Below are 21,477 nucleotides of genomic sequence, written 5' to 3'. Positions count from 1 at the left end.
CCTGCATTCGAGGCCACCGCAACAGAAGACGGGACCGGATCGCTCCGGCCCCGTGCAATTTTCAGACGAGCGTGGCGATTAAGCCCGCTTCTTCTGATCCTTGTCGTCGACCTCCTGGAAGTCGGCGTCGATGACGTCGTCCTTCTTCTCAGCGGAGGCTTCACCCGCCGCCGCGCCGTCCGGCCCGGCCGACTGGCTCGCGGCGTACATCGCCTCGCCGAGCTTCATGGACGCCTGCATCAGGTCCGTGGTGCGAGCCTTGATGGTCTCGACGTCGTCGCCTTCCAGCGCGGTCTTCAGCGCGGCGATCGCCGTCTCGATACCGCCCTTGTCGGCTGCCGAGACCTTGTCGCCGTACTCCTTCACCGACTTCTCGGTGGAGTGGACAAGGCTCTCGCCCTGGTTCTTCACCTCGACCAGTTCGCGGCGGCGCTTGTCGGCCTCGGCATTCGCCTCGGCGTCCTTCACCATCCGGTCGATATCGGCATCCGAGAGACCGCCCGAGGCCTGGATGCGGATCTGGTGCTCCTTGTTCGTCGCCTTGTCCTTGGCCGTCACGTTGACGATGCCGTTGGCGTCGATGTCGAAGGTCACCTCGATCTGCGGCATGCCGCGCGGGGCCGGCGGAATGCCGACGAGGTCGAACTGGCCGAGCAGCTTGTTGTCCGCCGCCATCTCGCGCTCGCCCTGGAAGACCCGGATCGTCACGGCGTTCTGGTTGTCTTCGGCCGTGGAGAAGGTCTGGGACTTCTTGGTCGGGATCGTGGTGTTGCGATCGATCAGGCGGGTGAACACGCCGCCCAGCGTCTCGATGCCGAGCGAGAGCGGGGTGACGTCGAGGAGCAGCACGTCCTTCACGTCGCCCTGGAGCACGCCGGCCTGCACCGCCGCGCCGATGGCCACGACCTCATCCGGGTTGACGCCCTTGTGGGGCTCCTTCCCGAAGAAGGACTTCACCACCTCCTGGATCTTCGGCATGCGGATCATGCCGCCGACGAGCACCACCTCATCGATCTCGGCGGGGGAGACGCCGGCATCCTTGAGCGCCTTGCGGCAGGGCTCGATCGTCCGCTGGACGAGATCGTCCACCAGCGACTCGAACTTGGCGCGCGAGAGCTTGAGCGCGAGGTGCTTCGGGCCGGTCTGGTCGGCGGTGATGTAGGGCAGGTTGATCTCGGTCTGCGTCGAGGACGACAGCTCGATCTTGGCCTTCTCGGCGGCCTCCTTGAGGCGCTGAAGGGCGAGCTTGTCCTTCGTCAGGTCGATGCCCTGCTCCTTCTTGAACTCTGCGGTCAGGTACTCGACCACGCGGTTGTCGAAGTCCTCGCCGCCCAGGAACGTGTCGCCGTTCGTGGACTTCACCTCGAACACGCCGTCACCGATCTCAAGGATCGAGACGTCGAAGGTGCCGCCGCCGAGGTCGTAGACCGCGATGGTGCCCGCCTTCTTCTTGTCGAGGCCGTAGGCCAGTGCGGCCGCCGTCGGCTCGTTGATGATGCGCAGAACCTCAAGGCCCGCGATCTTGCCGGCGTCCTTGGTGGCCTGACGCTGGGCGTCGTTGAAGTAGGCCGGAACGGTGATGACCGCCTGCGTGACCGGCTGGCCGAGATGGGCCTCCGCCGTCTCCTTCATCTTCTGAAGGGTGAAGGCCGAGATCTGCGACGGCGAGTACTTCTTACCGTCGGCCTCGACCCAGGCGTCGCCGTTGTCGCCGCGGACGATCTTGTAGGGGACGAGACCCTTGTCCTTCTGGGTCATCGGGTCGTCGTAGGTGCGCCCGATCAGGCGCTTGATGGCGAAGAACGTCCGCTCGGGGTTCGTGACCGCCTGGCGCTTGGCCGGCTGGCCGACGAGCCGCTCGCCGTCATCCGTGAAGGCCACGATCGACGGGGTGGTGCGGGCGCCTTCAGAATTCTCAATGACCTTGGGCTGCGTGCCTTCCATAACGGCCACGCAGGAATTGGTGGTGCCGAGGTCGATACCGATTACCTTACCCATGGTGGGATCCCTCTTCTGTCGCGTTCAAGCAGACCGCCGAGCCCCGAAGCAGCTCGGCCCATGGCATTTCAGAACTCGCGGTGGAGACTGACGCATCTGACGTGAGTACGGGACTCGGGCCGGATCGAGGGCCGCGAACGGCTGCAATCCGGCGGATAATCCCGCGTCGTCGGCGATATAAGAACCGCCGCTCTGCCTCGCAAGAAGCCTTGGCACGAAGGGCACCCGGAGCGCCAGCGCCTTCGGAGCCTTGAGGTTTTCAACTCTCCCGGTGGTCAAGGCCCACCTGCGCCGCTGCAATTTGTTGCTTCGCTGCCACGTCAGCGCCACCGATGCCGTGTTAACCCAGTCGCGAGGGATCGTGACCGGCCCCGCAGGAAGATCCAGACAAGAGCCGTCCTTGCCCGCGCGCCCCCTTCGTCCGACCCGCCTCCTTCTGCTCTCCGCCGTGGCCGCCGGTCTCGCCCTCGGGGCTCCCGCTCGTCCGGCTCACGCGCAGAATTTTCTGGAACGTCTGTTCGGCATCAAGCCGGAGCGCCCCCCGTTCCGCCCCTGCGGGTCCCCGAGGGCGCCCCGCCGCCCGGTCCTGCCGCTCCGGAGGAGCCGGGCCAGGCCGCGCCCGAGGCGTCCCGCCCCGCTCCCGTGCCGCGCGGCCCGGTGGTGCTGAAGGCGCCGAGCGAGGACAGCGTCATCGGGCAGGACCTCCAGCGTAACGGTGGCGCAGGCGCGCTGAAGCTCGAACGGGCGGGCACCGGCGTCACCGCGACCATGACCCTGCCCGGCACCAAGATCTCCCAGCCCACCGAGAGTTGCAGTGTGAAGCTCGGCGGCGGCAAGCCGATCCCGCTCACCTCCTCCGGTCGCCCGGAGGGCGTGCCGCGCTACGAGGCCTCCGCCGCGGAATGCCCCCTGCGCTTCGACGTAGCGGAGGGCAGCGTGCTGGTAACCGCCCTCGATTCGAGCGCGACCTGCACCTTCACGGCGGCCGATTGCGCGACCACGCCGGTGGGCCTCTGGGGGCCGCCCGCCGCGACCCTGGTGCCTCGCGCGAGCGAGTTCGACACGGCGCGCGGCGTCGCGGACAAGTCCGTGCGGGACAATTACAAGCTGATGACCCAGCGCGCCCGCCGCGAGGACGTGCGCCCGATCGTGGCCGAGCAGGCGGCCTTCTCGGCGGATCGGGAGCAGTTCTGCCGCAGCTACGCCCGCGAGGGCACCCACGGCTTCTGCCACCTGCGCTTCACGGAAAACCGCTCCCTTGCGCTGGCGACACGCCTGGGTGCGAATACGGCGGCGCCGACGGCAGCCACTACGACGACGGCTGCCCCGCGCAGGCCCCGCCCGAAGCCTTCCGTCGACGGCATGAATCCGGACGTGTTCAGCCCGCCGGAGCCCGAATAGGCCCGGCGCCTCAGGCCCGCCCGACGCTCGCCGAGAGCATGGCCGGATCAATGCCGTTCTCGCGCAAGGTGCGATCGTATTTCGCATCAAGATCGGCGGCGAAGATCAGGCTCGGATCCGCTTGGCAGTTGAGCCAGCCATTGGCCATGATCTCGCTTTCGAGCTGGCCCGCCTGCCAGCCCGCATAGCCCAGCGCCAGGACCGCGTTGGCCGGGCCCTCGCCGCTGGCGATGGCGCGCAGGATCTCCACCGTGGCGGTGAGGCAGATGCCGTCATCGATGATCAGCGTCGATTGCGCGATGTGAAAATCGTCCGAGTGGAGGACGAAGCCGCGACGCCCCTCCACCGGGCCGCCCATCAGCACCGGCATGTGGCCGACCCGCTCGCGCAGGCGGATCGCATCCGCCTCGGGCGCCACATCGAGCTGCACCAGCAGGTCCGGCATGCTGATGTCGATGGCGGGCTTGTTGACGATGATCCCCATCGCCCCATCGGAGGAATGCGCGCAAATATAGATCACGGAACGCGCGAAGCGTTCGTCCGCCATGCCCGGCATCGCGACCAGAAACTGGCCGTCGAGGAAATTGGTGCCGGAGAGCGCCGTCTGCCGGGGAGGAAGGGATGTCGGCATGAGCTTATGCTGGCCTTCCGCCCTCATCTTGTCCAGCGGACAAAGTGTTCGCTGTGCGCGCCACGTACGCCGCCTCGACACTGGCACACCCGCACGCTAGGTCAGCCGCAAGTACGCGGGGGAATCCCGCCCCACCGGAGACACCAGAGATGATCCAGGTCGGCGAACACCTGCCTCAGGCGACCTTCCGGGTGATCGGCCCCGAAGGCCCGATGGCGCGCACCACGGATGACGTGTTCAAGGGCCGCCGCATCGTGCTGATCGGCGTTCCCGGCGCCTTCACCCCGAGCTGCCACCGCAACCACCTGCCGGGCTTCGTGCAGCACAAGGCGGAGATCCTCTCCAAGGGCGTCGACGCCATCGCCGTGACGAGCGTCAACGACGTGTTCGTGCTCGACGCGTGGTCGAAGGCGAGCGCGGCCGAAGGCATCGAGTTCCTGGCCGACGGCAATGCCGATTTCGCCAAGGCCATCGGGCTGGACATGGACGGCACGGGCTTCGGCCTCGGCACGCGCTCGAAGCGCTACTCCATGCTGGTCGAAGACGGCGTGGTGCGGGTGCTCAACGTCGAGGAATCGCCCTCCAAGGCCGAGGCCTCGGGCGCCGAGGCGATCCTGAAGCTGCTCTGAGCCTATAAGGGTCCGGCCCTCGTGAGGCCACGATCTCCGGGATAAGGCGGCGCGGCTCGACGTGTCGATGCGCGCCGCCGGCCCCGGGGATCGAATGACCTTCTTGCACGACCTGCCGATCGCGGATCTGATCGCGAATTACGGCTACCTGTTCATCTTCCTCATCATCACGCTGGAGAGCGCGGGCGTCCCCTGCCCCGGTGAGACGGCGCTGATCTCGGCCGCCGTCTATGCGGGCAGCACCGGCAAGCTCGACATCGCGGGCGTGATCGCCGCAGCCGCCGGAGCGGCGATCCTGGGCGACAACCTCGGCTACTGGGCCGGGCGCCGCTGGGGGATGCCGCTGCTGCTGCGCTACGGCCACCTGATCGCCCTCGACCATGGGCGGCTGAAGCTTGGCCAGTACCTGTTCCGGCGCCACGGCGGGAAGATCGTGTTCTTCGGCCGCTTCACCGCGATGCTGCGCGCCTACGCGGCCCTGCTCGCGGGGGTGAACCGCCTGGATGCCCGCCGCTTCTTCGTGTTCAACGCACTGGGCGGCATCGTCTGGGCGGCGAGCATGGGCCTCGGGTCGTATTATTTCGGCCGCTCTATCGAAACCATCGCCGGGCCGGTTGGCCTCACCCTGCTCGGCCTCGTGATCCTGGGCGGCATCGCCCTCTGGCTCTTCGTGCGCCGCCACGAGGCCCGCTTGGTCTCGAAGGCCGAACTCGCGATCCCGGGGCCGCTGGTCTGACGGCTCGCGACGTGACCGAGGGTCGAGCAGCAGCGCGTCAATCCGGGTCGATTTCGAGATCCGCCAACTCCCCATGGTGGAGCAGGAGCACGCCCGTCGCGGCGGCGAGCCTGCGGGCGGCGGGGGTGAAGCCGGCATTCGAGACGACGGCCGCGCGGTCGCCCTCCCAATAGCGGAGCGCCGCAGCGGCCTCCTGTACGGCGGCGTTGCCGACCGGGCGGCCCAGCCGCTTGCATTGCACGATGAGCCTCAACCCCTCCCGTTCGGCCACGACATCCGCGCCCTGGTCGCCGCTCGGCGGGGTGCGGTGGGTGCGCCAGCCCGCCCGCGTGAGGAGCCCGGCGCAGAACCGCTCGTAATCGATGCCGTCCTCGGGCGCCTCGTCCTCGTCGGGCAGATCGATCGCGGCGGCCTCGTCCTCGATCAGGGCGAGCATGCGCGGACGCTCCCGCGCGAACAGATCCGCATCGCGGGTGCCGAGTTGCGGCAGCACGGTGCGGTCGAGGAAATAATGGCATTCACGCTGCCAGCCATCTTCGATCAGGTTGCCGTAGGCATCCTCGAACCGCTCCTGGCGGCGCCGAAGCGCGAGAGTTTCGGCATGGTGCCGGGCGATGCGTCGGACACGGCGCCGCAGGCGACGGGGACGGTCGAGATGGCGGGCGAGCACGGCGATGAGCGCCACCCCCGTCCCGGCAAAGGCCGGGGGTCCGTACCAGAAGGCGATGGACGCCCCGGTCACCCCCGTCCAGAACAGGCGGGTGACGAGGCTCGGCGGACGGGCAGGCGCCTCGCCCGCCGAGGCCGCAGCGGGCGAACCAGGGCGCGCGGACGACATCGGCATCGGCAACTCGATCGTTCGTGATGTCCATGACCCTCGCAAGCCCCCCTTGCCCGATCCTGAAGCAGCGGGGAAAAGCTGTGGATCGCCCGACGCGCCCGGGGACGGCATGAGCACCTATCGCTTCGACAGGCTTCTCGCCCCGCGCGCCGTCGCCTTCGTCGGCGCCGGCTCCCGCGAGGGCAGCGTGGGCCGCAGCGTGCTGTCGAACCTCATGCGGGCGGGCTATCCGGGCCGTATCCTGCCGGTTCATCCGACGGAAGGCGAGATCGAGGGCCTTCCCGCCGCTCCGAGCCTTTCGGCGCTGCCGGCCGTGCCCGATCTCGTCGTGATCGCCGTGCCGCCCGCGCACGTCCCGGATGTGGTCGAGGAGGCGGGGCGAATCGGCGCTGCAGCCGCCATCATCCTGAGCGCCGGGCTCGGCACGGGACCGGAGGATCCGGGGCCGCGCGCCCGCAGGGCCGCCCGTCATCACGGCCTGCGCCTTATCGGGCCGAACAGCGCGGGCCTCTGCGTGCCCGGGCGGAAGCTCGATGCCAGCCTGTTCGCGCACGCTCCTTCGGCGGGGGACCTCGCCCTGATCTCGCAATCGGGCACGGTGGCGGCGGCGATCGCGGAATGGGCGAGCCGCCGGGAGGTCGGCTTCTCGGCGGTGATGGCGCTCGGCAGCGCCATGGATGTCGATGCCTCCGATTGCCTGGACCATTTCGCGGCCGACATCCGCACCCGCGCGATCCTGCTCTGCCTCGATCGCGTGGAGGATGCGCGGCGCTTCATGTCCGCCGCCCGCGCGGCGGCGAGGGCGAAGCCCGTGGTGGTGCTGCGCGCCGGACGGCGGCGGCCGGATGCTCCGGCGGCGTCCGATTCCGCCGTCACCCATACGGGGGCGCTGGCCCGGCCCGATGCGGTCTACGCCGCCGCCTTCCGGCGGGCGGGCCTGCTCGCGGTGCAGGATCTCGACGAGATGTTCGCCGCCATCGAGACCCTGGGGCGGCAGCGGCCCTTTCCCGGCAAGCGACTCTCGATTCTCACCAACGGGCTCGGCATCGGGCTCCTGGCCGCCGACAGGCTGGCCGACCGGGACGGGATCCTGGCCCGAAACCCGCAAGGCAACCCGGTCAACCTCGGCATGGATGCGGGCGGCCCTGCCTTCGCGCAGGCGCTGGAGCCGCTGCTGACCGATGAGGAGAGCGACGCCGTTCTGGCGATCCACGTTCCGACGATCCGCTCGGATGCGCGGGCGGTCGCCACGGCCATCGCCGAGACGGTGACGCAGGCGCGCAAGGGCCAGAGCCGCAAGAAGCCGGTCTTCGCCGTGTCGCTGGGCGAGGCCGAGACGGTACGAGAGACCTTCGCGGGCGCGGGCATCCCGCAATTCTCCACCGATACGGAGGCGATCGAAGGCTTCCTGCACCTCGTGCGCTACCGGGAGGCGCAGGACGACCTGATGCGCACCCCCGACTCGCTGCCGCGGGACTTCTCACCCGACACGGAACGGGCGCGGCGGATCGTGGGCGACGCGCTCCGCCAGGGCGCATCATGGCTCGACCCCATCGCGGTGGGCGAGTTGCTGGAGGCCTACTGCATCCCGGCTGTGCCCCTGATCCTCGCCCCCGACATCGACGCGGCGGCGGCGGCGGCATGGCCGCTGATCGCCGGGGGGCAGGCGGTGGCGCTGAAGGTCGTCTCCCCCGACATCGTGCACAAATCCGATATCGGCGGCGTTCATCTCGACCTCACCAGCGAGGCGGATGTGCGCGAGGCCGCGCGCTCCATCCTCGCCCGTGCGCGCCGGGAGCGGCCCGATGCTCGCGTCACCGGCTTCGCGGTGCAGCCGATGGTGCGCCGGGGCCGCCGACGGGAACTCATCGCAGGGCTCGCGGAGGATCCGGTCTTCGGTCCCGTGGTGGTGTTCGGCCGGGGCGGCACCGCCGTCGAGGTGATCGACGACCGGGCGCTCGGCCTGCCGCCGCTGGACCTGATCCTCGCCCGTGACCTCATCGCCCGCACGCGGGTGGCTCGGCGGCTCGACGCCTATCGCGACGTGCCCGCCGCCGATCTCGCCGCCATCGCCCTGACGCTGGTGAAGATCGCCCAACTCTCCGCCGACCTGCCGCAGGTGCGCGAACTCGACATCAACCCCCTTCTCGCCGACGAGACCGGCGTTCTCGCCCTCGACGCACGCGTGCGGATCGGCCGCGTGCCGCAAAGCCGCTACGGCGAGCGCGACCGTCGCGGCGGCGGGCATCCGGGCTTCGCGATCCGCCCCTATCCCGTGGAATGGGTGCGGGTGCTCAACCTGAAGGACCGGACGGTGCGGGTGCGACCGGTGCGACCGGAGGACGAAGAGCTCTTCCGGGTGTTCTTCGAGAACCTCGATCCCGAGAGCCTGCGCCTGCGCTTCTTCGGCCCGGTCCGGGCCTTCAGCCACGCCTTCCTCGCCCGGCTGACGCAACTCGACTACGCCCGCGCCATCGCCTTCGTGGCCGTGGAGATCGGGCCCGATGGTCGCGAGCGGATGCTCGGCGCGGTACGCCTTCACGCCGATGCCAACAACGACAGCGGCGAATACGCCATCGGCGTCGGCCAGGACGCGCGCGGCACCGGCCTCGCCTTCGCACTGATGCGGCTGATGATCGACTGGGCGCGATCCGAAGGGATCGGCCGGGTGGAAGGAACGGTCCTGTCCGAGAATCGCCCGATGCTCGCCGTCTGCCGCCGCCTGGGCTTCACGCAGAAGCGTGATCCGGACGATCCGGGGGTGATGAAGGTTCGGCTCGATCTGTCGGAGGCGAGGGAGGCGCAGAGCCGCTCTTGATCGTCACCTTCCCTCTATGATCAGCATAGCAAAAGCCCCCACGCATCGCTGCGCGGGGCCCCTTACATTAGCCGACTAAAAGATCAGTGGCCGCTATCCGTCGCGTTGCGGGTCGCCTCGTAGAGGAACCACGTCCGCTCCTCGGATTGGTCGATCCATTCTTCCAGCAGCGAGGTGGTCGAGACGTCGTTCGCCTCGTCGGTCACCTCGTGCAGCTCGCGCATATGGGCGGTGAGCGCCTTGTTGTCGTCGCGCAGCTCCTTGAGCATGTCGAGCGGGCTCACATACTCGGCATCGTTGTCGGCCACGCGGGTCAGGGTCTTGGCCTGGCCCAGCGAGCGCAGCACCGTGCCGCCGATCTTGCGGGCGCGCTCGCCCACAGCGTCGATGATCGAGAAGATCTGCTGCGACTGCTCGTCCATCATCAGGTGGTAGTCGCGGAAATTCGGCCCGCTGACATGCCAGTGGAAATTCTTCGTCTTGATGTAGAGGGCGAAGAGGTCCGACAGCAGGACGGTGAGGCCCTCGGCAATCTTCTTGGTATCGTTCGGGTCGAGATCGGTCGGCGTGTTGAGGCGATCGCTCTCGATACGGCTGACCGGGTTGGCCTTGGCCATCGTTCAAGCTCCTATTGCAGGCGTTGAAGGGCTGGCCCGCCCCGGAAAAACCGGGCTGGCCACGTTCTCCCCTGCAATCGCAGCGCGGCGGGATGGTTCCGAACGCGAGGTTCCCGCATGGCAGGCCCGCGATCAGCGAACCAGCGGCGTCGGCTCGCTGTTGCGGCGCTCCGCCGCGGCCTTCTGAGGTATGGGACGGGGAGCAGGCGAACGAGGGCCCAGGGACCCGGTCGTCGCAGGCTCCGCAGACTTCGGAGTCACGGCAGCGGCGGGCGCGGGCTTGGGGGCTGCCTGCGCCGCCGGTGCAGGCTTCGACGCCGAAGCCGATGCGGGCTTGGCACTGTCGGGCTTGGCATTCTCTGGCTTGGGGCCGTCGAGGCCGTAGATGTCGTCGCGGAACTGGGCGCGCCCGTCCGGTCCGGCATAGCCGGTGAGATAGACGAAGGCGACGGGAATAGGCTTTGGGAGCTTGATATCCCGCCGCTCGCCATCCGCGATGCCGCTCTCGATCTCCATGGCACCCCAGGTCGAGCCCGGCCCGTTCGGCCCCTCGACCCCCTGCAACAGCCAGCCGACCAGCTCCTTCACTTGGCCGACGCGGACACAGCCATGGCTGTGAAACCGTACCGACCGCGCAAAGAGCGACTTGGCCGGGGTGTCGTGCATGTAGACGGCAAACCGGTTGGGCATGTCGATGCGGACTTGGCCCAGCGAGTTATCGAGCCCCGAATCCTGCCGCAGCGTATAATCGGCGGCCTTCTCGCTCGCCCAATCGATCTTGGTCGGGTCCACCTCGGTCCCGCCCGGACCTAGGATGCGGATCCGGTTCTTGGCGAGGTAGCCGGGGTTCTTCCGCATCTGCGGAATGATCTCGTTCTTCACAACCGAGACCGGCACGGTCCAGGTTGGGTTGAAGTTGATGTCGGTGATGCGGGTCTCGATCGTGGGGGTCGCCTTGTCGGGCGAGCCGACCACGGCGACGTAGCGGCGTACTACCTGCCCATTCTCGATCGCTTCGACCGTGGCGGACGGGATGTTCACGGCGACATAGCGCTCACCGAAAGCGAACTTGATGCCCATGAGACGCGCCGCAGACGCGGCCAGCGCTTTTGCCGCATCTCAGCCGGAATGTTCAACGCGTTGATGGTGAGCCGGCCAAGTATCCCGCTATCCGGCAGGCCGTGACGGGCCTGGAAGGCGGAGATCGCAGTCACGAGAGGCGGATCGAGCCGGTCGCTCGGGGGGGCATCGGCGGGGAGATCCCCCTCGAGCGTCAGATGATGGCGCAAAGCCGGGATCGCCGGATGGCGCTCGCCGGGCTTCAGGCTGATCAGGGTGTCGGGCACCTTCTCCCAACCGCCCGCTTCCACGAAGGCGGCATAGCGCTCGGCAGCGCGCAGGGTGTTCAGGAAAGTTTGTGACGAAAAGGTCGGAACCGGATCGGTCGAGACCTTCGCGTAGACCAGCGGGGCGGGCTCGCGGCTCTTGCGTGGTGTATCCTGCGGCTTGGCAGGGGCAGCCTCTACAACCGGTTGAACCGGGCTCGGCGCGGGCTCGAGTGGCTTTGCAGCAATCTCTTTTGCCGGCTCTGTTTTTACAGCGTCGGTGGCTGGCTGCTGCATCACCGGGGCAGCGGCGATGTCCTGGGCATGGACGGCGGCCGTTCCGGTCAACAGGGCGGACAGGCAGAGGCCGGCCGCAACGGCGGCACGGGGGCGGCTCGGGGTCGGGACCATACGCGACTCTCCCGACGGCGCCGGAGGCGGCGCGGTCTGGCGAGAGAATGCGGGTGCGATGGTTACCAATCCCCTCCGGCGTGCACGCTCATGCTGTACCGCGCAGGCGCGCCCGCACGGTGGAGTGGTCCGGCGCGTGACGGAAGGCCGCGATCAGCGCCTCGCGGAACGGCTTCGGGCGCATCGCCTCGTCGAGGGGCAACGGACGCTGGCGGCGACCATCCGGGCGGCGATGGTCGGGATGATCGTTGAGCCATGTATCGCCGTCGAACAGGCCCCAGGTCACGACATCGAGGAGCGCGGGCTCATCGAGCGCGACATCGAGGAAGCGTCGGGCGAAATCCGCCACGCCCTTGTCCCGTGCTGCCGGATCCGCGGGGAAGGCCTTGTCATCGATATCGAGCTCGGTGATCGCGATGCCGACGCCGAGCTGGCCGAGTTCCCGCAGGAAGCGGCGGAACTTCGCCGCGTCGAACGGATGGTCGCTCACGAGATGGGCTTGGATGCCGAAGCGGCGGACCGGCACGCCCCGCTTTCGCATCGCCTCGAGCCGTGTGAGCACGCGGGCGCGGCGGGCCTCCACCCAGCCGAAATCGTGCTCCAGGGAATCCTCGTTCCAGGTCAGCACCGCGCTGGGGTCGGCGTCGTGCGCGAGGCGGAAGGCGAGGTCGAGATAGCCCGGCCCGAGGGCGGCGAGCCAGGGCGTTTCGCGCAGGCCGTCCTCCCGACGCACCGGCCCGTAACCCGCCAGCACTTCGTTGAGCACGTCCCAGGATTCGATCATCCCCCGGTAGCGCCCCATGGCGGTGTCGATCCAGCGCCGCAGGAAGTCCTCCGCCTGGGCGGGGCTCGCCTTGGCGAGCTGCTCTGCGACCCAGCTCGGGAGAGCTTCGTGCCAGACGAGGGCATGCCCGCGCAGGCGTTGCCCATGTGCGCGGGCGAAGCGCACCACGGAATCGGCCGGGGCGAAATCGGTGCGGCCGGGCTCCGGCATCACCACCGCCATCTTCAACTCGTTGTTGCCGAGCAGCAGGCCGCAATCCCGCGCGAGGATCTTTCTGAACTCGGCGCTGCGGTTCAGCAGGTTCGATGGCACCGCCGCCCCGAAGGCGAGGCCCTTGCGCATCGCCACCCCCTGCGGCCCATCCGCCGCCCAGGAGGGCTTACCCAGCGGCCCGAAATCCGCCGCCCCAGCGGGCCGGGAGAGAAGGCTCGCCGCACTTCCCGCGAGCAGGCTCCGGCGTTTCAGGGAGATCGACATGCCCATCCTTGCCGCCAGCGGCCTTGCGAAGCGGTGGCCTTCCCGTGGGCCTGCTCCATCTCACGCCTGCCAGCCCAAGATGGAGCCCTTTCGATGTCTCGACACCCCGCGATCAGCCCCGGCCACAGCGCGGTTGTGACGGGCGCCGCGAGCGGCATCGGCCTCGCCGCCGCGAAGGCCTTCGCCACGGCGGGCATGAATGTCTGGCTCGCCGACCTGCCGGGCGAGGCCCTGGTCGCCGCCCGCGCGGAGGTCGGAGCGCTCGCCGCCGTGGATGTCCGCGCCGTGCCGACGGACGTCTCCGATCGTGGCGCCATGGAGGCCTTGGCCGCCGCCGTGCTGCGCGGCGGGCCGCCCGCCATCGTGATGCTGAATGCCGGCGTCGAGGCCGGAGGCAAGCTCTTCTCCGACGCCGAGACCTGGGAGCGGATCATCGGCACCAACCTCTGGGGCGTGGTGAACGGCATCCGTGCCTTCGCCCCCGCCATGGCCGAATCCGGGCGGCCCGGCGCCATCATCGTCTCCGGCTCGAAGCAAGGCATCACCACGCCGCCAGGCAATGCGCCGTACAACGTCTCGAAGGCCGGCGTGAAGGCCGTGACCGAGGCCCTGGCCCATGAACTGCGCAGCCGCGAAACCTGTAAGACCAGCGCGCACCTGCTGATTCCCGGCTTCGTCTATACCGGCCTCGCCAAGGCCCGCGGCGTCGCCGAGAAGCCCGCCGGCGCCTGGACGCCGGAGGAGACGATCGAGTTCATGCTGGAGCGCCTGCAGGCGGGCGACTTCTACATCCTCTGCCCCGACAACGAGACTACCCGCGCGCAGGACGAGAAGCGCATGGCCTGGGCCATGGGCGACATCATCAAGAACCGCCCGGCCCTGTCCCGCTGGCACCCGGATTATGCCGAGGCGTTCAAGCGGCACATGGAGGGGTAGCCCCCTCTCTTGGCGCAGGTCCTGCACCGGAGTAAGCCCGGCCCCTCAGGGGCTCGTTCGGGAGCCGCCGCGCGGGGCATGCCGCCACAGACCGGGAGCCGCCTTTGGCCACGACGATCATTCCCGTCGCCTCGTTCGATTGCGTCGTCTTCGGCGCGACCGGCGACCTGACCGCGCGCAAGCTCCTGCCGGCCCTGTATTATCGCTTCCGGGACGGGCAGATTCCCGGCACCAGCCGAATCATCGGCGCGTCGCGCTCGGAACTCTCCGTGGATGCGTTCCGCGAGCATGCCCGCGACGCCCTCAAGCGCTTCGTGCCGGGCCACGATCTGCCGGACACCGCGCTGAACGATTTCCTCGCCCATCTCGATTACGTCGCCGTGGACGGTAAGGGCGACGAGGGGTGGGACGACCTCACGGCCAAGCTCAACGAGCGGCCGGATCAGGTGCGGCCCTACTACCTCGCCACCTCACCCGACCTTTACGGCTCGATCTGCCGCAACCTCAACAAGCACGGGCTGATCGGCGAGAAATCCCGCGTCGTGCTGGAAAAGCCGATCGGCAAGGATCTCAAATCCGCCAAGGCGATCAACGACGCGGTCGGGGAGGTTTTTCCCGAATCGCAGATCTTCCGGATCGACCACTATCTCGGCAAGGAGACGGTGCAGAACCTGCTCTCGCTCCGCTTCGCCAACACCATCTTCGAGCGCCTCTGGACCGCGGACGTGATCGACCACGTCCAGATCACCGTAGCCGAGACCGTCGGCGTCGAGGGCCGGGCGGGCTATTACGACACGTCCGGCGCCATGCGGGACATGCTGCAGAACCACATCCTGCAGTTGCTCTGCCTCACGGCGATGGAGAGCCCGCTCAATCTCGAAGCGAATTCGGTGCGTGACGAGAAGCTGAAGGTGCTGCGCGCCCTGAAGCCGATCACCGCCCACGACATCCAGACGGCGACGGTGCGCGGCCAGTACGTGGCGGGCGCGGTGGGCGGGCAGCCAGTGACCGGCTACCTCGACGAACTCGGCCACGAGAGCCGCACCGAGACCTTCGTGGCGATGAAGGTCGAGATCCAGTCCGGCCGCTGGGCGGGGGTGCCGTTCTACTTGCGTACCGGCAAGCGCCTGCCGCAGAAGCTGTCCGAGATCGTGGTGCAGTTCCGTGCCTCGCCCTTCTCGATCTTCCCCACCGAGGCGTTCGGCCGGGAGCCGAATCGGCTGGTGATCCGCCTACAACCGCAGGAAGGCATGAAGCTCGAGGTGATGACCAAGGATCCCGGTCCCGGCGGCCTGCGCCTGCGCCCGACGGACCTCGACATCTCCTTCGAGGAGACGTTCAAGCAGCGCTACCCCGATGCCTACGAGCGGCTGCTGATGGATGTGGTGCGCGGCAACGCCACCCTGTTCATGCGCCGCGACGAGGTGGAGGCCGCCTGGGCCTGGGCCGACGGCATCCTGAGCGCCTGGGCCGAGCGGCCCGAATCGCCCCGTCCCTATCCGGCGGGCTCCTGGGGCCCGACCGCCGCCATCGCCCTGATCGAGCGCGACGGACGCACTTGGCACGAGGAACTGCGGCTTTAGCGCAGGGGAAGAACCGGGGCGGCGGCTTGCCTTACGGCCAAGCTGCCCTTTTCCGGCCAAGCCCGGTCCCGACACTGCGCGCCCCGGGACACCGGGATGCGGACGGGGCCAAGACCATGCAGGATCACAACAGCATCGATGCCGAGCGGCGCCTGCACCGCTCGGTCGATTCCGTGCTCAGGCTCATTCACGCAGCGCAGGCCGAGCGGCAGGCACCGCCCGTGCGAGCCGCGCGCCAGCAGCGGGGCAGATCTACCGCGCCACCCGCCTCGCGCGGGCGAAGGAACGGCTCTCGGCGTCCTGAAGCGGGTTCCGGCTGGCGACCCCGGTAGGGCTCGAACCTACGACCTGCCGCTTAGAAGGCGGCTGCTCTATCCAGCTGAGCTACGGAGTCGGATGCCAGCCGGACCGAAAAGCCACGGGGGAGCGCGCCGGTCAAGGCATCCGCAGTACCAGCTCTCGAAGGGCTTGCGGACGGGACGGGTTTTCGACACCTGACGGGCGCCGCCGCAAGGATCCCTCTCCCCGTGTCCGCCCCCTCTCCGCAGGCCCCGTCTCCCCGCCGCGTCCGGCGCCGGGTGAGCACCGGGCGCGGCAACCTCGCGCAGCCCGGCGCCGACCTGACCCGCCTGCCGATCGGTCTCGATCTGCGTGGCATCCAGATCTCCGAGGGCGTCCGGGCGGGCTTCGCCTTCGGCGTCGTCTTCCTGCTCCATGCCCTGTTTCCCTGGCCGCCGCTGCTGTCGATGGCCTTCGCGGCCAACCTCGCCTGCTTCTGCGACACGGGCGGGCCGATGCATGCACGCCTGCGGGTGCTCACCACCTTCTCGTTGATTGGTGGCCTGCTCTGGGGCGGGCTCGGCCTGCTGCGGCCAATGGGCTTGCCGGTGGTGGTGCCCGTGGCCTGCGCGGTGATCTTCGCCTGCACCTATATCCGCGTGTGGAGCATCCAGGCCCAGGCGGCGGGCAATGTGCTCGTTGTGGTGGTCTGCATCGCCCTTGATCGGGCGCTGAGCCCGGCCGAGGCCGGGACGGTGGCCCTGATGTTCGCCGCCGGGGGCCTGTGGGCGACCCTGCTCGCCCTCGTCATCTGGCGGCTCCACCCCTATCGCCCCGCGCACCGGGCGGTGGCCGAGGTGTGGCGCAGCCTCGCCCGGCTGGTGGGCGACCTCGAACGCCTCGCCGCCCTGCCCGAGCCGCAGGCCGAGGCGTTCGATGGCCATGCCCGCGCCCATCGCCGGGGCGTCCGTCTCGGCATCGAGACCGCACGGGCGATGATCCTCGACCTTGCCCGCAGCCGCGAGCGCGTGTCCGAGCGTACCGCGCAGGCGTTGCTACGGCTGGAGAGCGCGGAGCAGATCTTCTCCCACCTGATCGCCATCGCCGAACTCCTCGACAGCCGCCCCTCCCCGGCGCAGCGCGCCGCCGCGCAGCATGTCCTGCGGCGGCTGCGCCCGCTTCTCGCGGTGATCGCCCGCGCGATCCGCGAGGATGCCAGCCTCGACCTCGCGCGGCTGGAGCCATCCCTCGTGCGCGTCGCGAGGGACGTCGCCGATGAGCCGACCCTGGCACGCCTCGCCGAGCGGATCGTCGGCCGGGTGCGCATCGCCGCCAAGCTGTCGACGCCGGAGGGCTATCGACCCGGCGGCCTCGACGAGGGCGGGCGGCTCGGCTGGCGGGCGCGCTCCCTCGATCCGCTGGTGCAGAACTTCACTCCGTCTTCGCCCAACCTGCGCCACGCCCTGCGGGCGACGCTGGTGGCGGCGCCCGCACTCGCGGCCACCCTCAGCTTCGGCGGCACCTTCGCGCATTGGCTGGTCATCACGCTGGTCTTGACCATGCAGCCCTTCTACGCGGCGACATGGCAGCGGGCGCTGGAGCGGATCGGCGGGACGGTGCTCGGCGGGCTGGTGGGCGCCGTTCTCGCCTACTATGCCGCCACGCCCCTGTGGCAAGCCGGGATGATCCTTGCCCTCAGCATCGTCGGCTTCGCTGCGCGGCAGATCTCCTACGGCGTGTTCGTGACCTGCCTGACGCCCCTCGTGGTGTTGTTGGTGGAGGTTCTGGAGCCGGGCCATAGTTCCTGGGAGATCGTGGCCGAGCGAGCCGGGTTCACCATCCTCGGCGGGCTCATCGCGGTGGCGAGTTGCCTCGTGCTCTGGCCGATCTGGGAGCCGGATCAGGTCCGTCAGGAACTGCGACGCGCGCTCTCCACCCACGCCGATTTCGCCCGCGCCGTCCTGGCGGCGGGTGAGGGCCGTGAGGCGGCCATCGACACGACCGCCCGCGAGGCGGGCCTTGCCCTCAACGATCTGGAGGCGGCCCTGTCCCGCGCCCTGCAGCAGCCCCGCGCCGGGCACCACCCGGAGGTGGAGGCCGCGATGGTGGCCGACGCGACGCTCCGGCGAATCAGCGCCCGGCTCTCGGTCCTGCGGCACGCGCCGGACGCCACCGCTCCCATCGCGCCCGCCTGGAAGGACTGGATCGGCGACACCCTCGCGGCCCTTGGCGCAGATGCTTCCACCCTGCCCCAGCGGCCAGAGGCGGCGCAGGGGCCTTCGTTGGCCCGGCTGGCCGCCCAGGTCGATCTGCTCACCGGCACCCTGCGCCCCGGCGACAGCCGCGCCGCTCTGCTCGCCCCGGCTTGAGCCGTCGCCCGGCGGCTGCTAGCAAGCGGGAGCCCACGGGGACCGGGGCCGGATTAGCACAGCGGTAGTGCAGCGGTTTTGTAAACCGAAGGTCGGGGGTTCGATCCCCTCATCCGGCACCATCAGGTTTTCGCCCGGAGTCTCGCTACGGCTTCGGCTTGGACGACCAAGCTTTCCAGATCGCTGTCGCCCATCGCCTGCGCCGCCAGGATGAGGCGGTCCATCAGGATCGATGCGGGCGGTGAGCCCGTCACCCCCAGCAACTGGTCCGGCGTCAGACCGAGGATCGCAGCAATACGAACCAGCGTCGCGAGGTCGGGCTCGCGTGTCCCGGCGACATAGTTCGCATAGCGCCGCTCGCTGAGCCCAGCCCGGCGCGCAACCTCGGCATTGGACAGGCCGAGAGCCTCGGCCCTGCGGCGCAGATGGGAGCCAAGGGGATGCATGGGAACGAAATGTTCCGTCAGCCCTATCCCCGTCTATGTACGATATGTTATGTCTAACCAGTACGTTTCGTTCTCAATCTTGGAACGAGGATGTTGGCAAACGTGGGTGCGTCGGGAACTCCCTCGCCCCGCTTGCGGGGAGAGGGCCGCGACGACCCTGTCGTCGGCGCGGCGAGGCGGCAGCCGAAGGTGAGGGGGAATGGCCGTAGGAGGCTCTTTCGGATGCCCCCTCACCATCGCTGCGGCTTCGCCTCCGCTTCCCGCCGACACGACGAGGTGTTGGGGGGCCTCTCCCCACAGGTGGGGAGAGCGAGAACCGGCGCCTTCTTCGGGTAGCCCCTCAATCCGTCAGTGCCGCAAGCATCCGGTTGGCGCGGGCGAGTTGTGCTTCGTTGAGGCGCGAGAGGCGCGTGTGGACCTTGCCGAGGAGGCGCGAACGCTCGCTGTCGTGGGTGAGCACCGTGCCGACGCCGAAGAAGGCGACCGCGGGCACGTCGAGGATGTTGGCAAGGCGTTCGATCGTCACCATCGACGGCGCGGCGATGCCGCGCTCCATCTTGCTGATCATCTCGGTCGAGAGCTTCACGCGCTCGGCCAACTCGGCTTGCGTGAGGTGTCGGCCCTTCCGGTGATGCCGCAGGTTCGCTCCAAAGATGACCGCAAGCGACACGCCGTACCTCCCGGGACGGGGATTCCGCGGCAAAGGGGGACGGCAGAAGGGACTATCATTGCGACTCGGAAAAAAGCCGTAATATAAGTACCAAATCCTGGCAAGAGGATTGGGCAGCGCCCTCCATGCCCCACTGGCTATGGTTTTCCCTGTTCGGGTTGGTGCTCGTAGCGGTTGCGGCGTTCGTCCTGGTGATCGGCGGGATCCTCGCCGAGCCATGGCTCATCGCCCGAAGGATCCCCCCTCAAGAGATCGAGGCCCTGGCCGAGAGGCTGATGCGCGAGCATCCGGACGATCCGGAGGAGCAGGCTCTTCTTGAGGAGCACGCCGCGTGGCATCGCAGCCGGGCGCGCGACCGGGTGCTGTGGAGCCTCGTGAGGCGCGAGATCCGGCGGCGGCAATCGGATGCGGGGCGTGTCCCGCATCCGAGTTAAGGCGCCTCAGCGGCCGTAGACGTCCTCGATGCGGATGATGTCGTCCTCGCCGGTGTAGGAGCCGACCTGGACCTCGATAAGCTCCAGCGGGATCTTGCCAGGGTTGGCGAGGCGGTGGACGCAGCCGATCGGCAGGTAGATCGCCTCGTTCTCGTGGACGAGCGTCACTTGGTCGTCGACGGTCACCTCGGCGGTGCCATGCACCACCACCCAGTGCTCGGCCCGGTGGAAGTGCTTCTGCAGCGAGAGACGGGCGCCAGGCTTCACGGTGATGCGCTTCACCTGGAAGCGCGTGCCGATATCGATGCGCTGATAATTGCCCCAGGGGCGGTACATCAGGCGATGGGCGTCGGCTTCGGGCTCCTTCCGGGCGCGAAGCTGCTCCACGAGGTTCTTGACCTCGCCGCCGCGCTCGCGGCTCGTGACGAGTACCGCATCGGGGGTCGAGACCACCACCACGTCGTCCAGGCCGACCACGGTGGTGAGCAATTCGCCCTCGCTGTGGACGAGGCTGTTGCGGGTGCCGTGCAGGGCCACCCGGCCGCGTGTGGCATTCCCGTCCGCGTCCTGCGGCGAGACCTCCCACAGGGCGCCCCAGGTGCCGATATCCGACCATGGGAACGACACCGGTAGCACCGCCGCACGGGTCGTGTGCTCCATCACGGCATAGTCCACCGAGATCTGCGGCGATTGCAGGAAGGCCTCGGTGTCGAGGCGCAGGAAGTCGAGGTCGCGTGTGGCCGCCGCGAGGGAGGCTTCGGCCGCCGCCAGGACCTCGGGGGAGTGGGTGCGCAACTCGTCGAGCATCACGTCCGCCCGGAACAGGAAGTAGCCGCTGTTCCACAGGGCGCCCTCGGCGATCAGCTGCTCGGCGCGGTCGGCCTTGGGCTTCTCGAGGAAGCGCTCGACCTTGCGCGACCCGGCCTCTCCGGCAGCACCCGGCAGGGGCGAACCGGGCTGGATGTAGCCGTAGGCGGTCGAGGGCGAAGTCGGCACGATGCCGAGCGTCATGATGAAGCCGGCCTTGGCGCCGAGGCTCGCGGCGCGCACGGCGCTGAGGAAGGCGGCATCGTCGCCGACCACATGGTCGGCGGCGAGGATCAGCACCAGCGCGTTGGGGTTCCGGGCGGCGGCGTGGAGCGCGGCCACCGTGACGGCGGCGGCGGAATCGCGCCGGGCGGGTTCGAGCAGGATGTCGGCGGCGAGGCCCGCCTGGGCGAGCTGCTCGGCGACGATGAAGCGGGCATCGTTGGCGGTGATGATGGCCGGACGCGCGAAGACGCTCCCGTCGGTCACGCGGGCGGCGGTCGCCTGGAAGGACGAGCGGTGCGCCTCGGCCAGCGGGATGAATTGCTTCGGGAAGCTCTCGCGCGAGGCGGGCCACAGGCGCGTGCCAGAGCCGCCGCAGAGGATGACCGGATGGATGAGATCTGTGGTGTCACCCGACATCGGTTCTCTCCTGCTGTCGCATCGGTTCCGGACTGGATCGGCGGACAACATGCCCTGGCGATCCGATGACTTGCGAGCTCTAAGCCCGGAAGCAAAAATGCCCGGTTGAAGAATGAAAGTCGCCCCTGCCTCTTGCCCGATATCCCATGGATTATCTGCGAGAGACAGACAATCCAGGCATTCGGGACGAGGTCATATCTTGTCATGCCGCATTGCACGCGGCGGGTCGAGCCCTCGAAGCGGCATCGTCACCGGGATGATGCGCTGCGAGGGAATTAGGGTGAATGGGGCGGGTTACTGCACGGACGGATGCGTGCTCGCCACGATGGGGAGACCGGCGGGCAACTCGCCGCAGGACGTGCAGCGCAGGCGCTGTGCCACGGCGACGATATCTTCATCGGCGCTAGCCTGGAGTTGGCTCCAACTGGCCCAGGTCGAGGCACGGCAGGTCGGACAGCGGGGAATACGCAGGCCGCGATGCCCGGTCTTCTCCCAATCCCCCACCGTCTGCGGACGGAACACGGTCATGCCGTCTCCATGGCCGACGCAACCCTCATCGCGCCGGTCCGGACGAGGGCCGGATCGCGTTCCTGAGTCATCGTTGTCCTCTACTGCGATGCCTGCGGGCGTCTATGCCGAATTG

General features: G+C 68.9%; 17 protein-coding genes, 2 tRNA genes and 1 pseudogene. 9 read left to right on the top strand and 11 right to left on the bottom strand.

Annotation, left to right across the window (positions count from 1 at the left end; translation table 11 throughout):
• Positions 1-78: 78 nt before the first annotated feature.
• A complete protein-coding gene (gene dnaK, locus ACFQE0_RS06595) occupies positions 79-1,998 on the bottom strand; it encodes a molecular chaperone DnaK (RefSeq protein WP_378968189.1) in 1,920 nt (639 codons plus the stop codon).
• Between the two features lie 642 nt (positions 1,999-2,640).
• On the opposite strand from dnaK, the gene ACFQE0_RS06590 reads away from it, so the two are divergent.
• A complete protein-coding gene (locus ACFQE0_RS06590) occupies positions 2,641-3,399 on the top strand; it encodes a hypothetical protein (protein WP_378968187.1) in 759 nt (252 codons plus the stop codon).
• A gap of 10 nt (positions 3,400-3,409) precedes the next feature.
• Here ACFQE0_RS06590 and ACFQE0_RS06585 read toward each other — a convergent pair whose 3' ends face one another.
• Positions 3,410-4,030, bottom strand: a complete 621-nt coding sequence (locus ACFQE0_RS06585) for a YqgE/AlgH family protein (protein WP_378968185.1) — start codon at positions 4,028-4,030, stop codon at positions 3,410-3,412.
• Positions 4,031-4,179: 149 nt separating this feature from the next.
• Between ACFQE0_RS06585 and ACFQE0_RS06580 the strand changes: the two genes are divergently transcribed.
• Positions 4,180-4,659, top strand: coding sequence for a peroxiredoxin (locus tag ACFQE0_RS06580; RefSeq protein ID WP_378968183.1), 480 nt, complete (start codon positions 4,180-4,182; stop codon positions 4,657-4,659).
• A 94-nt stretch (positions 4,660-4,753) separates the two neighbouring features.
• Positions 4,754-5,395 (top strand): DedA family protein, encoded by a 642-nt coding sequence (locus ACFQE0_RS06575; RefSeq protein WP_378968181.1) that lies wholly within the window; start codon positions 4,754-4,756, stop codon positions 5,393-5,395.
• 37 nt (positions 5,396-5,432) lie between these two features.
• Here ACFQE0_RS06575 and ACFQE0_RS06570 read toward each other — a convergent pair whose 3' ends face one another.
• On the bottom strand, positions 5,433-6,239 hold the full coding sequence (locus ACFQE0_RS06570) for a restriction endonuclease (RefSeq protein ID WP_378968179.1): 807 nt from the start codon (positions 6,237-6,239) through the stop codon (positions 5,433-5,435).
• A gap of 106 nt (positions 6,240-6,345) precedes the next feature.
• On the opposite strand from ACFQE0_RS06570, the gene ACFQE0_RS06565 reads away from it, so the two are divergent.
• On the top strand, positions 6,346-9,054 hold the full coding sequence (locus tag ACFQE0_RS06565; protein WP_378968177.1) for a bifunctional acetate--CoA ligase family protein/GNAT family N-acetyltransferase: 2,709 nt from the start codon (positions 6,346-6,348) through the stop codon (positions 9,052-9,054).
• Between the two features lie 83 nt (positions 9,055-9,137).
• On the opposite strand, the gene ACFQE0_RS06560 is transcribed toward ACFQE0_RS06565, so the two are convergent.
• From ACFQE0_RS06560 to ACFQE0_RS06550, 3 genes and pseudogenes are all read right to left on the bottom strand, one after another.
• Positions 9,138-9,671, bottom strand: coding sequence for a Dps family protein (locus ACFQE0_RS06560; RefSeq protein ID WP_378968175.1), 534 nt, complete (start codon positions 9,669-9,671; stop codon positions 9,138-9,140).
• A 132-nt stretch (positions 9,672-9,803) separates the two neighbouring features.
• Positions 9,804-11,407, bottom strand: a pseudogene (locus tag ACFQE0_RS06555) (L,D-transpeptidase family protein).
• 88 nt (positions 11,408-11,495) lie between these two features.
• Positions 11,496-12,668 (bottom strand): endo-1,4-beta-xylanase, encoded by a 1,173-nt coding sequence (locus tag ACFQE0_RS06550; RefSeq protein WP_378968173.1) that lies wholly within the window; start codon positions 12,666-12,668, stop codon positions 11,496-11,498.
• Between the two features lie 93 nt (positions 12,669-12,761).
• On the opposite strand from ACFQE0_RS06550, the gene ACFQE0_RS06545 reads away from it, so the two are divergent.
• Positions 12,762-13,604, top strand: coding sequence for an SDR family NAD(P)-dependent oxidoreductase (locus ACFQE0_RS06545; protein ID WP_378968171.1), 843 nt, complete (start codon positions 12,762-12,764; stop codon positions 13,602-13,604).
• Between the two features lie 104 nt (positions 13,605-13,708).
• On the top strand, positions 13,709-15,187 hold the full coding sequence (zwf, locus tag ACFQE0_RS06540; protein ID WP_378968169.1) for a glucose-6-phosphate dehydrogenase: 1,479 nt from the start codon (positions 13,709-13,711) through the stop codon (positions 15,185-15,187).
• A gap of 317 nt (positions 15,188-15,504) precedes the next feature.
• On the opposite strand, the gene ACFQE0_RS06535 is transcribed toward zwf, so the two are convergent.
• Positions 15,505-15,581 (bottom strand) — tRNA-Arg (locus tag ACFQE0_RS06535).
• Between the two features lie 133 nt (positions 15,582-15,714).
• Between ACFQE0_RS06535 and ACFQE0_RS06530 the strand changes: the two genes are divergently transcribed.
• Positions 15,715-17,835, top strand: a complete 2,121-nt coding sequence (locus tag ACFQE0_RS06530) for an FUSC family protein (RefSeq protein WP_378968167.1) — start codon at positions 15,715-15,717, stop codon at positions 17,833-17,835.
• Positions 17,836-17,882: 47 nt separating this feature from the next.
• Positions 17,883-17,957 (top strand) — tRNA-Thr (locus tag ACFQE0_RS06525).
• On the opposite strand, the gene ACFQE0_RS06520 is transcribed toward ACFQE0_RS06525, so the two are convergent.
• Together ACFQE0_RS06520 and ACFQE0_RS06515 are read right to left on the bottom strand one after the other, a co-directional pair.
• Positions 17,958-18,281, bottom strand: coding sequence for a helix-turn-helix domain-containing protein (locus ACFQE0_RS06520; protein ID WP_378968165.1), 324 nt, complete (start codon positions 18,279-18,281; stop codon positions 17,958-17,960).
• 340 nt (positions 18,282-18,621) lie between these two features.
• Positions 18,622-18,951 carry a helix-turn-helix domain-containing protein gene (locus ACFQE0_RS06515; RefSeq protein WP_378968163.1) on the bottom strand — a complete coding sequence of 110 codons (330 nt, stop codon included), beginning with the start codon at positions 18,949-18,951 and terminating at the stop codon, positions 18,622-18,624.
• Positions 18,952-19,076: 125 nt separating this feature from the next.
• Here ACFQE0_RS06515 and ACFQE0_RS06510 point away from each other — a divergent pair, with 125 nt between their 5' ends.
• Complete coding sequence (locus ACFQE0_RS06510) at positions 19,077-19,385, top strand: hypothetical protein (protein ID WP_378968161.1); 309 nt, start codon at positions 19,077-19,079, stop codon at positions 19,383-19,385.
• A 6-nt stretch (positions 19,386-19,391) separates the two neighbouring features.
• Here the strand turns inward: ACFQE0_RS06510 and ACFQE0_RS06505 are convergent, their stop codons facing one another.
• Together ACFQE0_RS06505 and ACFQE0_RS06500 are read right to left on the bottom strand one after the other, a co-directional pair.
• Entirely contained in the window at positions 19,392-20,834 is a 1,443-nt protein-coding gene (locus tag ACFQE0_RS06505; protein ID WP_378968159.1) for a mannose-1-phosphate guanylyltransferase/mannose-6-phosphate isomerase, read from the bottom strand.
• Between the two features lie 294 nt (positions 20,835-21,128).
• Positions 21,129-21,362, bottom strand: coding sequence for a hypothetical protein (locus ACFQE0_RS06500; protein ID WP_378968157.1), 234 nt, complete (start codon positions 21,360-21,362; stop codon positions 21,129-21,131).
• Positions 21,363-21,477: the final 115 nt, after the last annotated feature.

The organism is Methylobacterium komagatae (assembly GCF_042661665.1).
Taxonomy (GTDB): Bacteria; Pseudomonadota; Alphaproteobacteria; order Rhizobiales; family Beijerinckiaceae; genus Methylobacterium; species Methylobacterium komagatae.
This window is presented reverse-complemented; position numbering and strand designations above follow the sequence as displayed.

What these genes read in the sequence shown, in the direction of transcription:
- dnaK (WP_378968189.1), bottom strand. Translation starts at nt 1,998, where the DNA reads ATGGGTAAGGTAATCGGTATCGACCTCGGCACCACCAATTCCTGCGTG.
- ACFQE0_RS06585 (WP_378968185.1), bottom strand. Translation starts at nt 4,030, where the DNA reads ATGCCGACATCCCTTCCTCCCCGGCAGACGGCGCTCTCCGGCACCAAT.
- ACFQE0_RS06580 (WP_378968183.1), top strand. Translation starts at nt 4,180, where the DNA reads ATGATCCAGGTCGGCGAACACCTGCCTCAGGCGACCTTCCGGGTGATC.
- ACFQE0_RS06575 (WP_378968181.1), top strand. Translation starts at nt 4,754, where the DNA reads ATGACCTTCTTGCACGACCTGCCGATCGCGGATCTGATCGCGAATTAC.
- ACFQE0_RS06570 (WP_378968179.1), bottom strand. Translation starts at nt 6,239, where the DNA reads ATGCCGATGTCGTCCGCGCGCCCTGGTTCGCCCGCTGCGGCCTCGGCG.
- ACFQE0_RS06565 (WP_378968177.1), top strand. Translation starts at nt 6,346, where the DNA reads ATGAGCACCTATCGCTTCGACAGGCTTCTCGCCCCGCGCGCCGTCGCC.
- ACFQE0_RS06560 (WP_378968175.1), bottom strand. Translation starts at nt 9,671, where the DNA reads ATGGCCAAGGCCAACCCGGTCAGCCGTATCGAGAGCGATCGCCTCAAC.
- ACFQE0_RS06550 (WP_378968173.1), bottom strand. Translation starts at nt 12,668, where the DNA reads ATGTCGATCTCCCTGAAACGCCGGAGCCTGCTCGCGGGAAGTGCGGCG.
- ACFQE0_RS06545 (WP_378968171.1), top strand. Translation starts at nt 12,762, where the DNA reads ATGTCTCGACACCCCGCGATCAGCCCCGGCCACAGCGCGGTTGTGACG.
- ACFQE0_RS06520 (WP_378968165.1), bottom strand. Translation starts at nt 18,281, where the DNA reads ATGCATCCCCTTGGCTCCCATCTGCGCCGCAGGGCCGAGGCTCTCGGC.
- ACFQE0_RS06510 (WP_378968161.1), top strand. Translation starts at nt 19,077, where the DNA reads ATGCCCCACTGGCTATGGTTTTCCCTGTTCGGGTTGGTGCTCGTAGCG.
- ACFQE0_RS06505 (WP_378968159.1), bottom strand. Translation starts at nt 20,834, where the DNA reads ATGTCGGGTGACACCACAGATCTCATCCATCCGGTCATCCTCTGCGGC.
- ACFQE0_RS06500 (WP_378968157.1), bottom strand. Translation starts at nt 21,362, where the DNA reads ATGACCGTGTTCCGTCCGCAGACGGTGGGGGATTGGGAGAAGACCGGG.